Source organism: Rahnella sp. RFA10(1/100) (genome assembly GCF_004195115.1).
Taxonomy (GTDB): domain Bacteria; phylum Pseudomonadota; class Gammaproteobacteria; order Enterobacterales; family Enterobacteriaceae; genus Rahnella; species Rahnella perminowiae.
In genome coordinates, this window is sequence record NZ_SEWR01000010.1 from 14636 (window position 1) to 27878 (window position 13243).

Genomic DNA, 13243 nt, shown 5'->3' on the forward strand with positions numbered 1-13243 from the left:
GAACCACATTCATTGCCGTCCGCAAACGGCATTCGATTTAAAACAATTTGTTTAGCTGGCGCGTTTCCATCCGATTAACCATGAAACAACACCTGCCGCCATCAGGCAAGCGGGGTAAACCTTAACGCCGCCTAACAGTAAAAGGGTTCCGCTCAACAACAGCGTCGCACCCATTCCCAACAAATAACGAGACTGTCCCTGACGGGAACTCTGGTTATGAATCTGGGAGGAAAGTTTCTCAATGTTGTATTGCAACAGCTTGTGCTGCTGCAGGCTCTGATAAACCAAATCTGGCAGTTCAGGCATTTTCTCAATCCAGAACGGCGCACGCTCTTTCAGTGCACGGATCATCGCTGGCAGGCCAACCTGATCACGAACCCAGCTTTCGAGGAAAGGTTTCGCCGTTGTCCACAAATCCAGTTGAGGATAAAGCTGACGCCCGAGGCCTTCGACATACAACAGTGTCTTTTGCAGCAACACCAGCTGAGGCTGGACTTCCATATTAAAACGGCGAGCCGTATTAAACAGATTTAACAATACGTTACCGAAGGAAATATCCGCCAGCGGTTTCTCAAAAATCGGTTCACACACTGTCCGGATCGCAAATTCGAATTCTTCAACGTTGGTATCACGCGGGACCCAGCCGGAATCGACATGCAACTCCGCCACTTTGCGGTAATCGCGATTAAAGAACGCGATGAAATTCTCCGCCAGATAGCGTTTGTCTTCCTTGTTGAGCGAACCAACTATGCCGCAATCAATGCCTATGTAGCAAGGATCTTCCGGCGTTTCGTAGCTCACAAAAATATTGCCCGGATGCATATCGGCATGAAAGAAACTGTCGCGGAAAACCTGAGTGAAGAAGACCTGCACACCGCGCTCCGCCAGCAATTTCATATTGGTGCCCTGCTTTTTCAGCGCCTCAATATCAGAAACAGGGATCCCATAAATACGTTCCATCACCATCAGTTGTTCGCTGCAATAATCCGGATAAACTTCCGGCACATACAGCATCGGGCTCCCTTCAAAGTTACGACGAAGCTGAATGGCATTCGCGGCTTCACGTAGCAGATTCAGTTCATCAAGCAGCGTTTTTTCATACTCGCGCACCACTTCACGCGGACGCAAACGGCGGCCATCTGGCAACAGAATCGGCAACCAGCCAGCAAGACGCGACATCAAACGGATGTCCGCAACAATGGTCGGTAAAATATCCGGGCGGATAACTTTGAGCACCACTGGTTTGCCGTTTTCTTTCAGGATCGCTGTATGCACCTGAGCAATCGACGCAGATGCCAGCGGTGTCTGGTCGAACTCATCAAACCAGGTTTCCAGCGGGCCACCCAGCGCAGCATTAATTTGCTGACGGGCTTTTGCGCCATCAAACGGCGGAACATGGTCCTGGAGCAAAGCCAGTTGATCGGCAATTTGCGGAGGGAAAAGATCGCGGCGTGTCGACATCATCTGACCGAACTTGATCCATACCGGTCCAAGTTGTTCCAGTGCCAGACGCATGCGCTCACCCAACGGTTTTTCTTTATGACGATGAGGTAACCAGAAAAAAAGATAACGCCCCATTCTCAGCGGTAACGTTAAGCGGATTTTAGGGATCAGTTCGTCAAGGCCGTAGATCAGAAACATGCGGATAATCAGATATAAACGTCGCATTTCCCTAGGCGTCACGGTTTATCCTCCAGTTTTTTGATTCGTTTATCCAGCGCATCCAGTTCGCCCACCAGTGCGGAAACCTCATCACTAAACCAGACAACTTCCAGCGGACCGGGTGCCATTTTCCACTCTTCCGTCAGCGTTTGCGCTACATAGCTCTGCTGATGTTTCAGCCCTTTTTGCAGAAAGCTGAAAGCCCCCTGCACAGCCTGGCTCACGCCCTGTGCCGCAATATCACCGATATAGGGTGCCAGAAACTCAGCAGGCTCAATTTCCGCCATATCCAGCAATGCAGAAAATTGCTGAACCACGGCGATATCACCATCAACCACCAGCCCGCCACTACGCATCATTGGCGACAACTGCTGGCGATCACGTAACTTATGCAGCACTGACAGTTTCGAGGTGACAGTGCAATCCGCCGCCCCATCCCATTGTCCGAGCACATCAATTTTGTGTTCACTGAATACAAACGTCAGGGGTGTACTCAGTTCCTGCAATTCGACACGCAGAACTTTGCCGGCCAGACGTGTCCGTGCCGCCTTCATGCTGCGATCTCTGAAAAGCAGGTAATTAAGCGGCGTCTCGATAGCGGCAGTCAGTAACGGCGTTAACAACATCGGCATACTCATATCAGAATTTGAAACCCCGATGTAACGCCACGATGCCGCCAGTCAGGTTGTGATAAGTCACATTTTCAAAACCTGCGTCTGCCATCATTCCTTTCAGTGTTTCCTGATCCGGATGCATACGAATTGATTCAGCCAGATAACGATAGCTTTCCGCATCATGCGCAACCAGTTCACCTATACGCGGTAAAATATGGAAGGAATAGGTGTCATAAGCTTTGCTCAGCGGTTTGAACACCGGTTTGGAGAATTCTAATACCAGCAGACGGCCGCCCGGCTTGAGGACACGGAACATGGAGCGCAGCGCCTTCTCTTTTTCAGTCACATTACGCAGACCGAAAGAGATGGTGATGCAGTCAAAATAATTGTCCGGGAACGGCAGGGCCTCGGCATTCGCCTGAACGTAACTGACGTTGCCAACGATGCCGAGATTGCGCAGCTTTTCGCGCCCCATCTTCAACATGGAATCGTTAATATCCGCCAGAACGACTTCGCCTTTCTCACCCACCAGACGGGAGAATTTTGCGGTCAGATCGCCCGTACCACCGGCCAGATCCAGCACACGTTGTCCCTGACGGACACCGCTGCAATCAATTGTGAAGCGTTTCCAGATGCGATGAATACCAAAAGACATCAGGTCATTCATCAAATCATATTTTGCCGCAACGGAATGGAAGACTTCTGCCACCATTTCCTGTTTTTCATCTTTGGCTACTGTACGAAAACCAAAATGGGTGGTTTCCGGCGTCTGCTTTTCCATTATTTATGCCTGCTTTTTCAGTCGAACTCTTGGGGAGAAGTGTATCAGAACCCGTTCGAAAGCCCCATCACCGATGGTGATTCAACATATTGCGAAGATTCACGCATTGAATCACACACAATGCGGCCCCTCTGAGAGCAATGCCTGCTCGTGAGCGGTTAACTCACCCGGGTTCAGCGTCTGTTCTTCTTCCGCATCAGAGGTATCGGGCAGAGATGCGGTGTCTTCAGGTTCGTTTTCCGCTTTCGCTATTTCAGCCAGAGAGGGACTGATAGGTCGTTTAACTTCAACACCCAGCGCGCGAAAACTTTCCACCTGCCCGATAAGATTACCACGGCCTTGCGAGAGTTTATTCATCGCGGATCGATAACTTCCCTGCGCTTTGTCGAGACTTTGTCCCATCGACTCCATGTCATCCACAAACAATCGCAGTTTGTCGTAAAGACGGGCCGCGCGATCGGCGATACGTTTGGCGTTCTGACTCTGATGCTCATAGCGCCACAAGTTGCTGATCGTTCGTAGCGCCACCAGCAAGGTCGTCGGGCTGACCAACATAATATTGTGGCGAAGCGCTTCGCTGATCAATTCGGGCTCCCGGTCGATAGCCAACAGAAAAGCAGGCTCAACGGGGATAAACATCAGCACATAATCGAGGCTGCGCAGACCGGGAAGTTGCTGGTAATCTTTGCGCCCGAGCAGGCGGATATGTCCGCGCACTGAGGCAATATGTTCATTGAGTGCCGCTTCCCGCTCGCTGTCATCCTCACTGTTGAAATAACGCTCATACGCAACCAGCGTCATTTTGGCGTCAATCACCACGTCTTTATTCTGCGGTAACCGTACGACCACATCAGGTTGCATCCGGCTGTTGCTATCCACCTGCACGCTGACCTGCGTCTGGTATTCATGCCCTTCGCGTAAACCGGAAGCCTCGAGCACGCGACTCAGAACCACTTCACCCCAGTTGCCCTGCGTTTTATTATCACCTTTCAGAGCTTTAGTCAGGTTGACGGCTTCGCGTGCCATCTCCACATTCAGTTGCTGTAAATTGCGGATCTCATGCGCCAGCGTATGTCGCTCACGGGCTTCCTGCCCGAAGCTGTCCTGCACCTGGCGGCGGAAACCATCCAGTTGCTCACGCAACGGCAGCAGTAACTTATCGAGACTTTGCTTGTTCTGTTCATCGGCACGACGGCCATTTTGTTCGAAAATCCGGTTAGCCAGGTTTTCAAACTGGCTGCTCAGGCGCTGTTCGCTGTTAATCAGCAGACGCTGCTTTTCTTCAGCCGCCATGCGGGTTTCGTCCAGACGGGTCGAAACCTCACGCAACTCAGCTTCCTGCGCACTGTTGATTTCCCGCTGCGCACGCAGTTCCTGATTGAGTTGGTCACACTCGTTTTGCCAGTGGACAAGAAGTTGTAATTTTTCCTGGCTGGCCGCCTGCAGACTGTGCAGTTTTCGCAGCTCAAGTTCAGCTTCACGCAGTTGCTGCTGGCCTGATTGCCGCTCGATTTTGTGCGTATCATTTTCCGTTTTAAGCTGTTCCAGCGATTGTTCCAGCAAACGGCGTTGCGTTTCATACTCCGTCTGTTGTTGCTGTTGGCGCAAACTGGCAATCAGCCATCCTAAGAGTAAGCCAATTAACCCTGCCCCCAGGGCAGTCAGAATGCTGATATCCACGTGATTTCCCTCTTCAAGTCTCTTGCGGCCAAGGTAATGTCAGGCTGTATGGATGTCCAGTCTATTTTCTGTTGCATTGAACCTTTGCGAGACGTCTTCCAAAAAGGAATTTCTCTGTATTTGCCCCCTTGCGACGGGCAACGACAGAGGGCAGGATTTAAAACCAGCGGCTCAGCCACTGAATGCCAAACGCACCGGGTGCCAGAATGCCGAAAGCCCAGATAAGTGCCGAGGTCACATTCGCAATCTGGAAATACTTTTGCGGCATACCGCAGATGCCAGCAACCAGTGGCACAACGGCGCGAAGCGGGCCAAAAAAGCGGCCGATAAAGGCCCCCGGCATGCCCCATTTTTCAAAGAAAGCATGCCCCCGAACCAACATTTGCGGATGACGGGAGAAAGGCCAGAAATTGCCAACACGATCCTGATAACGGGCACCAATCCAGTAAGAAAGCCAGTCGCCCAGGAAAGCCCCCGCAGCGGCGGCTGCCCAGATGGGCCAGAACGGTATGCCGGTTTCGCCAATCAGCGCACCGAGCCCCAACAAGATAAACGTTGCCGGAAGCAGCAGGGAAAGGAATGCCAGCGATTCACCAAAGGCCAGAAAAAAAACGATCGGCGCAGCCCACACCTGATGGGCACGAATGAAGGTAGTGGTGTACTCAAGAAGGTCGTGAACAGTCAAAAATGCAGTTCCTTGTGTCAGAGATCCGGAAGGGAATACATCAATTATTCCAGATGGATTACTAACATGACCTTAACAGATCTGCTTAACAGAGCAAAAAAACGGGCCGTCAGAGGCCCGTTGATAAGATGTGGTTGTTTTAGTTTTACAGGGACTAAAGCAGTCTGCGGGCCGCTTCGACAACAATCTTCACCGCATGGCTTTCGGTCTTTTTCATGGTTTCCGCATTAGGAATTTCCTGCTGCGTGCGGTTCACGATAACACCGGCAACCATCCCGGCGCGCAGACCCTGGCTTGCACACATGGTCAGCAGAGTCGCGGATTCCATTTCGTAGTTCATGACGCCCATTTCCTGCCATTCTTTCATCGATTCTTTGAAGCGACGGACAACACGGCCGGAGTAAGTGTCATAACGTTCCTGACCCGGATAGAACGTGTCAGAAGATGCAGTAACGCCAATGTGTGTCGCGGCTCCCACGGCTTCTGCCGCCGCAACCAGCGCGGTAGTGCAGGCAAAATCGGCTACCGCAGGGAATTCCATCGGCGCAAAGTGCAGGCTCGCGCCATCAAGACGAACGGCAGCGGTCGTGACCAGCACGTCACCGACATTGATATGTGGTTGGATCGCACCCGTTGTGCCGACACGCAGGAAAGTACGGATCCCCAGCTGTGCCAGTTCTTCCACTGCGATGGAGGTAGAAGGCCCGCCGATACCGGTTGAGCAAACAATCACAGATTTGCCATCAAGCTCAGCACGCCATGAGGTAAATTCGCGGTGGGAGGCCAGACGAACCGGGTTCTCCATCAGTTTGGCAATTTTTTCTACGCGCTCAGGATCGCCGGGAACAATCGCCAGCGACGCGCCGTTTAAATCTTTTTTGGCCAGGCCAAGATGGAAAACTTCGGGCTGAGACATAACAAACTCCTCGGTGTGTAAGGTCATTTATTGGCAGGAGGAACACCCGGCAACTGTACTCAACATTGTGGCGTTATTTCGTGACGGTCGTCACTATGATGTAACAACTTGAATTGCGCATACATTTATTTTGTGACGCTCATCACAAAATAAAGGTGCATTTCACTGAAACCTGAACAGGCAATCTCCGTTACCGGAGGTTGCCTGCTTTCCAGCTACAGCAAATCAGGCAGGCACAGCCTCTGCCAACGCACTGCGTGACCAGATCCGGTGTTTGAGCATTTCTTTCAGGAACGTTTTCAGTAATGCTCCCTCCGCTTTTTCACCTTCGACAATGCCCTCTTCCGGCACGTCATCCGTCAACCCCAGCAGTGATTTGAAGCGGCGTGCATCGCCACTTAGGCCTACGACTTTCAGGTGCTTGTAGGCCTCGAGCACGTAATGCCGCGCATCGCCGTTCATGAGCAGTGCATCGATATGTCCGTGCGGAACAATCACCGCATCCACGGTGATGGAAGGCGCCCCGGCAAAGGTTGCATCAACCGGCAACGTGGAGCCATCATCGGCAGTTACATTGCCTAAATGACTGGCCAGCAGTTTAGGATGGACGCCTGCGACCTGAAGCGCCTGCAACGTTTCCAGAACATCTGCCGCTTTCACGCCCTCCCCCAATAATATTGCCACCTGACGTCCTTTGAGCGTGCCTTTACCGCTGGCATACAAACTCAGCGACGGATCATTTTTCAGGCCATTCACCGGCTTCGGCGGTTTGATATTCAGAGTATCTGCGGAAAGGGTAATACCCAGATTCTTCGCCACTTTTTGCGCCAGCGTCTGATCAACATGCGCCAACAGATCCACCACCCGCTCGCGGATATAAGGCCGCGCCACTTTCGATAATTCAAATGAGAAGGCCCCGATAATATGATCCTGCTCCGCCGCTGTCTGGCTCAGCCAGAACAGGCGCGGATGGGCATAATATTCGGCAAATGACGGGCTGCGCTGACGAATTTTTTCTGCACCAATACGCTCAGGATAACTTTCAAAGCCGCCGCCGGATGCTGCCGGAGGCGTTTCCCTTGGCCAGTTATTGTTGATGGAATTCGGCTCGTAGTTTGCCGGATTAGTATCAATATCCTGGCGGTGCATACCGTCACGCTGGAAGTTATGGAAAGGACATGTCGGCCGGTTGATCGGAATTTCATGGAAATTTGGCCCGCCAAGACGGCTGATTTGCGTATCGGTGTAAGAGAACAAACGCCCCTGTAACAACGGATCATTGGTAAAATCTATGCCCGGCACAATATGTCCGGGATGGAACGCGGCTTGCTCGGTTTCAGCAAAGAAATTATCGGGGTTACGGTTAAGCACCATTTTGCCGATCAGTTCTACGGGCACCAGCTTTTCGGGAATGAGTTTAGTCGGGTCGAGCAAGTCGAAATCAAATTTGAACTCGTCTTCTTCCGGGATCAACTGAACCCCCAGTTCGTATTCCGGATAATCTCCGGCTTCGATGGCTTCCCACAAATCACGGCGGTGAAAATCCGCGTCTTTCCCCGCCAGTTTCTGTGCTTCATCCCATAACAGAGACGCTTTTCCGGCCACCGGTTTCCAGTGGAAACGGACAAAAGTGGCTTTCCCTTCGGCATTCACAAAGCGGAACGTATGAATGCCGAAACCTTCCATCGTGCGGTAACTGCGCGGAATGCCGCGGTCAGACATCGCCCAGAAAACGTTATGCAGCGTTTCCGGTTGCAGAGAAACGTAATCCCAGAAGGAATCATGCGCACTCGCGCCTTGCGGGATTTCATTATGCGGTTCAGGTTTGACCGCGTGGACAAAGTCAGGGAATTTATGTGCATCCTGAATAAAGAACACCGGCGTATTGTTACCCACCAGATCGTAAATCCCTTCATCCGTATAAAATTTGGTCGCCCAGCCGCGGATATCACGTACGGTATCTGCCGAGCCGCGGGAACCCTGAACAGTAGAAAATCGTACAAAAACCGGGGTTTTCTTTTCGGGGTCTGAAAGGAAACTGGCTTTGGTGACATCTTTCATATTGCGGTATGGCTGAAAATAACCGTGCGCTGCCGCACCGCGCGCATGAACGATACGTTCCGGGATGCGCTCATGGTCAAAGTGAGTGATTTTTTCGCGCAGGATGAAATCTTCAAGCAGTGTCGGACCGCGGCTTCCGGCTTTCAGCGAATTTTGGTCATCGGCAATTTTGGTGCCCTGATTGGTGGTCAGCGGCTGTTTTTCTCCATTTTTGCGGTGGTGTTCTAATGCATCAAGTTTGGTATTGCTATTTTTCGGACTCCTGGCGCTGCCGGAAGCTGTCGGTTCTTTTCCTGGCGGTGTAGGTTGTGCTGAAGGCTGATAAGCACGATCCGCGGGGGCAAGATCCCCCAGGCCTGGCTGCGAAGACTCAATGCCCGTGGCGGGGGCGCGGCTTACCGGTTTTAACTCACTTTTCTTGGTGACTTTAGAGGGTGATTTGGACATTGAACATAGCTCCTCGGCAAAAGTTTCGGGTGTTCTGTGAATCTTCCGTGATGACTTTCCTGATTAACTTTTAACTATAGAACATCTCTTGCGCCTTGCTGTTCATGCTTTCCGGCTATAGTTTTAATCCATAGCCACAGATTTCCGTATGGACACTTGCCTGGAGACACCCGATGAAAAAAGAAGAATTGCTTACCCTGAAACAGGCTCCGACCAGCTTTGCTCCTGCCGTCACGCCCGTCGCCAGCACCACCATACATACCGACACCGACGGGCTGCACGCAGGCCAGACCACCATTCCCTCACAGGGCGAAGATATGCCCGCCTATCTCGCCCGTCCTGAACAGTTCACCGGTAAATTACCGATCGTGCTGGTCGTGCAGGAGATTTTTGGTGTACATGAACACATTCAGGATATCTGCCGCCGGCTGGCGAAGCAGGGGTATATGGCCATCGCGCCGGAGTTATATTTCCGTCAGGGTGACCCGCGTGATTACACCGAAATCAGTGAGCTGTTTGCCAAACTGGTCAGCAAAGTACCGGACCAGCAAGTGCTTTCCGATCTCGATCATACTGCACACTGGGCATCACAGCATGGCGGGGATATTACAAAATTAGGTATCACCGGTTTCTGCTGGGGCGGGCGCATCACCTGGCTGTATGCGGCGCACAATCCGCAACTGAAAGCGGGCGTAGTCTGGTACGGTAAACTGGTCGGTGATAAAACGCTAACCAGCCCGTTCCAACCGGTTGACCGCGCAGCGGCACTGGATGCACCGGTGCTGGGTTTGTATGGCGGGGAAGATTCGAGCATTCCTCTGGATACCATTGAAACCATGCGACAGGCCATTCGCGCAGCCAATGCCACAGCGGAAATCGTGGTATATCCCGAAGCGGGTCACGCGTTTAACGCCGATTATCGCCCGAGTTACCATGCTGAAGCCGCTGCCGATGGCTGGCAACGCATGCTGGCTTTCTTTGCGCAGTACGGAGTTAAGTAAAAGTAAGGCGTAAAGTAAAAGGATACTGACCAGAATGACAAAGGCCCGACAGGTTTTCCTGCCGGGCTTTTTACGCAACGTTAGCCGATTAAAGTGAGAGTTGCCCGAAAGCACCTTGCCAGTCTTGTTCAAATTTATCGACAGCCGCCTGTACGGCGGGCGCACTGATCAATTGCTCCGCGACATCGACAGGGATCGTGACCGATTGACAGCCTGCCAGCAGACAGGCCAGAACCTGGCGCGGCGTTTTAAAACTGGCGGCCAGCACTTTGGCATGCGGCGCATGCAGGGTAAGCAATTGCTGCAACTCGGTCACCATCGCAATGCCATCACCCCCCTGGGCATCCAGCCGGTTAACATAAGGCGCGACATATTCGGCCCCGGCCAGTGCCGATAGTAACCCTTGCCCCGCACCATACACAGCGGTTCCCAGGGTTGGAATTTTACGAATACGCAGCGTCTTAATCGCTGCCAACCCGGCAGCGGTTACCGGCACTTTGACCACAAGCCCTGGCACGCGGGAATACAATAATTCAGCTTCTTCAACTATCTGCTCAGTTTGATTTGCCAGTACCTGCGCAAACAGTTTCCCTTCTCCTCCTAATGCATCACGAAGCGCGGGCAAAACCTCCCACAGGGAAGTTTGCGATTTAGCCACAATGCTCGGGTTCGTGGTCACGCCCTGCAACGGCAAAATCCGGGATAAACGTTTTACTGCGCTAATATCAGCAGTATCCAGATAAAGTTCCATACCCTCTCCTGTCAGAGTTCAAGCTCTTGTTTGAGCAACGTTTCAATCTGTGCTGCCGTGGCCGAATGCATCAGTGCGTCGCGGAAACTGTCATGCATAATCCGTCGCGCCAGCCTTGAGAAAATCCGCATATGCTGGTCGCCTGCGGCATGTTTATTGAGGGTCAGCATGATCACAAATTGTGCTTGTTCATCACCCCACTGCACCGGTTGCGGAAGTTTCGCGACGCTGATAGTCGATTGCTCAATGTGCTCTGATTTGGTGTGCGGTATCGCAAAACCAAACCCGAGACCGGTGGAAAATACGGCTTCACGCGCCCAGACATCAGCGGCGAGTTTGCGCGGATAACGGCAACGCCCTGCCAGCATCAGGTTATCCACCATACCTTTAATCACTTCTTCTTTGCTGCGCCAGTCGGCATTAAGCGTCACACATTCCGTCGTAATCAGCGGGGCATCGTTAAACGTCATCCTGAACTGCGCCAGCAGGTGTTCGACTTCCAGCGACGTCCGGCACTGCATGGCGCGGTTAAGCAACAGGCGGCATTCGCGGCTGTCGAGTTTTGCCAGACGCGCTTTGGTCACCGGAACTGACGGCGCACTCATGCTAATTTCATCAAGCCCCATTCCAACCAGTAGCGGCAACACCGAGCCTTTCGCGCCCAGCTCACCGCATAAACCAATCCATTTACCGTGACGATGCACCTCGCGCACAACATGATCGAGCCCGCGCAGAAAGGCCGGATTCAGGCTGTTGTAATGGCGGGTCACTTTCGTATTATCACGATCGACCGCCAGCAGATATTGCGTCAGGTCATTGCTGCCGATGCTAAAGAAATCAATCTCTTCACAGCACTGATCGATGATGAACATCACCGACGGCACTTCCAGCATGATCCCCAACTGAATTTTTTCATCAAACGGCACTTGCTCGCTGCGCAGCGACTGTTTGGCTTCCGCCAGCTTCTCTTTCACCCATAAGATCTCCTCCATGGAAGAGATCATCGGGATCATGATTTTCAGCGACCCGTGCGCCGAGGCGCGCAGGATCGAACGCAACTGCGTATGAAATAACGGCAGAAATTCCTGATAAATACGCACGGCGCGATAACCGAGGAACGGGTTGTTTTCGGCAGGAATGTTCAGATAATGAACCGGCTTATCTCCCCCGATATCCATCGTGCGGACAATGATAGTTTTGCCCCGGGTTGCCTCCGTCGCCTGACAATAAATATTGTACAGCTCATCTTCGGAAGGGGCGCTGGCGCGGTCCATATACAACATTTCCGTTCGGAACAGCCCGATCGCTTCAGCGCCATGATCAAATGCCGCGCTGGCTTCAACCGAATGAGCGATATTGGCTGCCACTTCAAGACGCACACCGTCTGCCGTGTACCCGGGTTTATCGAGATATTCGCTTTGCTGTCCGCGCAGCGCCTGTTGCACTGCCTGTTCCTGACAATAATAACGACGTACCGGTTCGCTGAGTGCACAGGCAATCAGACCGAGATCGCCGTCGATCAGCACATCCTGCTGTAAATAAGCCAGAAGTGGTTGCGGATCCACACCGACGAGAGTGGGTATATTGAATGATCGGGCGAGGATCACGGTATGTGACGTACTGCCTCCGCTGCCGAGCAGCAGACCTTTCAGATGGGTTTTATCCAGTTCGAGAAACTGGCTCGGCGTCAGTTCATCGGCCAGACAAATACTCGCTTCGCTCAGTGCCTGTTGGGAAGGAAAGCGTTCCTCACCATAGATTTGCTGTAAAAGCCGGAAGCTGACATCACGAATATCCAGTTCGCGTTCACGCAAATAAGCACTGGACGATTGTGCGAGTTGCGAGCTGAAATATGCTGCGGTGTCCACAATACTTTGTGCACAGCTCCGGTCTTGTGCCACACGGCTCAGCAAAGCTTCGCGCAGGCTGTTATCACGCAGCAAAGAAAGGTGTGATTCCAGCACCGCAGTCATCGTCCCGCTGCCCGCCATCAATTGTAAATTGAGAGATTTTTCCAATCCAGCCAGCCCGCTGCAAAGCAGGCTTTGTTCTTTATCTTTCCCCTGAGACGCGGGTAAGTCCCTGAGTGTTGCCAGGTTCACATCAGAAAGGCTGACCAGTTTTCCGGACGCGCACCCTTCACTGACTGAACGGGCGCGGAAAACCAACGGAGAAAGATGGCTCAGGGATTCAGGAAGCGGCTCAAGTTCCGCGCTTTCATCATGCTCTGGCAGGGCTTCATCACAATGAGGGAGTTGGTATTCAATGAAATGAGCCAGCGCCCTGTACGCGGCGTCTTCGTCATTCCCTTCTATGGTGACCAGGCATTCATCATTAAACAGAATATCGGCACCAATCAGTGAAAGAACACTTTTACCATCGGCAACGCGGTCAGTGCGCCCATTATGCCACTGAAACGCAGACCCGAAGCCATTGCACAACGTTTCAATATGGCTGGCTGGCCGGGCATGAACCCCATTGACTAACATGCAGGTGAAGCTCAACGTCTTACTCATTTCTGAATCCTCATCCCAAATTCCGGTGTAATGCACCGGCTCTTTGCAGAATAAGAGTCAGGCGGATCCAATAGCTACCAGACAAAAATGACAAACACTGGATAAATGTAATATCTGTCATTTTTTGCG

The 13243-nt window shown here is 52.3% G+C and carries 10 protein-coding genes; 1 reads left to right on the forward strand and 9 read right to left on the reverse strand.

Annotation, left to right across the window (positions count from 1 at the left end; translation table 11 throughout):
- Positions 1-51: 51 nt before the first annotated feature.
- The 7 genes from ubiB to katE form a co-directional block, all read right to left on the reverse strand.
- Positions 52-1683 carry a ubiquinone biosynthesis regulatory protein kinase UbiB gene (ubiB, locus tag ETV65_RS21795; RefSeq protein ID WP_129955158.1) on the reverse strand — a complete coding sequence of 544 codons (1632 nt, stop codon included), beginning with the start codon at positions 1681-1683 and terminating at the stop codon, positions 52-54.
- The gene (locus tag ETV65_RS21800) at positions 1680-2288 is read right to left on the reverse strand and encodes an SCP2 domain-containing protein (protein WP_129955238.1); all 609 of its coding nucleotides are present in this window, start codon (positions 2286-2288) and stop codon (positions 1680-1682) included. The genes ubiB and ETV65_RS21800 overlap by 4 nt, the downstream gene beginning before the upstream one ends.
- Before the next feature lie 13 nt (positions 2289-2301).
- Complete coding sequence (gene ubiE / locus ETV65_RS21805; protein ID WP_129955159.1) at positions 2302-3057, reverse strand: bifunctional demethylmenaquinone methyltransferase/2-methoxy-6-polyprenyl-1,4-benzoquinol methylase UbiE; 756 nt, start codon at positions 3055-3057, stop codon at positions 2302-2304.
- Positions 3058-3168: 111 nt separating this feature from the next.
- Positions 3169-4737 carry a DNA recombination protein RmuC gene (rmuC, locus tag ETV65_RS21810; protein ID WP_129955160.1) on the reverse strand — a complete coding sequence of 523 codons (1569 nt, stop codon included), beginning with the start codon at positions 4735-4737 and terminating at the stop codon, positions 3169-3171.
- Between the two features lie 157 nt (positions 4738-4894).
- Complete coding sequence (locus ETV65_RS21815) at positions 4895-5422, reverse strand: DedA family protein (RefSeq protein ID WP_013577438.1); 528 nt, start codon at positions 5420-5422, stop codon at positions 4895-4897.
- Between the two features lie 154 nt (positions 5423-5576).
- On the reverse strand, positions 5577-6338 hold the full coding sequence (gene udp / locus ETV65_RS21820) for a uridine phosphorylase (RefSeq protein WP_129955161.1): 762 nt from the start codon (positions 6336-6338) through the stop codon (positions 5577-5579).
- A 225-nt stretch (positions 6339-6563) separates the two neighbouring features.
- Entirely contained in the window at positions 6564-8846 is a 2283-nt protein-coding gene (katE, locus tag ETV65_RS21825) for a catalase HPII (RefSeq protein WP_129955162.1), read from the reverse strand.
- 173 nt (positions 8847-9019) lie between these two features.
- Here katE and ETV65_RS21830 point away from each other — a divergent pair, with 173 nt between their 5' ends.
- Positions 9020-9847, forward strand: a complete 828-nt coding sequence (locus ETV65_RS21830; RefSeq protein WP_129955163.1) for a dienelactone hydrolase family protein — start codon at positions 9020-9022, stop codon at positions 9845-9847.
- An 88-nt stretch (positions 9848-9935) separates the two neighbouring features.
- On the opposite strand, the gene fsa is transcribed toward ETV65_RS21830, so the two are convergent.
- Entirely contained in the window at positions 9936-10598 is a 663-nt protein-coding gene (gene fsa, locus ETV65_RS21835; RefSeq protein ID WP_129955164.1) for a fructose-6-phosphate aldolase, read from the reverse strand.
- Between the two features lie 11 nt (positions 10599-10609).
- A complete protein-coding gene (gene ptsP / locus ETV65_RS21840; RefSeq protein ID WP_129955165.1) occupies positions 10610-13114 on the reverse strand; it encodes a phosphoenolpyruvate--protein phosphotransferase in 2505 nt (834 codons plus the stop codon).
- Positions 13115-13243: the final 129 nt, after the last annotated feature.

Coding starts and splice junctions, on each gene's coding strand:
- ETV65_RS21800 (WP_129955238.1), bottom strand. CDS start 2,288: ATGTTGTTAACGCCGTTACTGACTGCCGCTATCGAGACGCCGCTTAAT.
- ubiE (WP_129955159.1), bottom strand. CDS start 3,057: ATGGAAAAGCAGACGCCGGAAACCACCCATTTTGGTTTTCGTACAGTA.
- udp (WP_129955161.1), bottom strand. CDS start 6,338: ATGTCTCAGCCCGAAGTTTTCCATCTTGGCCTGGCCAAAAAAGATTTA.
- katE (WP_129955162.1), bottom strand. CDS start 8,846: ATGTCCAAATCACCCTCTAAAGTCACCAAGAAAAGTGAGTTAAAACCG.
- ETV65_RS21830 (WP_129955163.1), top strand. CDS start 9,020: ATGAAAAAAGAAGAATTGCTTACCCTGAAACAGGCTCCGACCAGCTTT.
- fsa (WP_129955164.1), bottom strand. CDS start 10,598: ATGGAACTTTATCTGGATACTGCTGATATTAGCGCAGTAAAACGTTTA.
- ptsP (WP_129955165.1), bottom strand. CDS start 13,114: ATGAGTAAGACGTTGAGCTTCACCTGCATGTTAGTCAATGGGGTTCAT.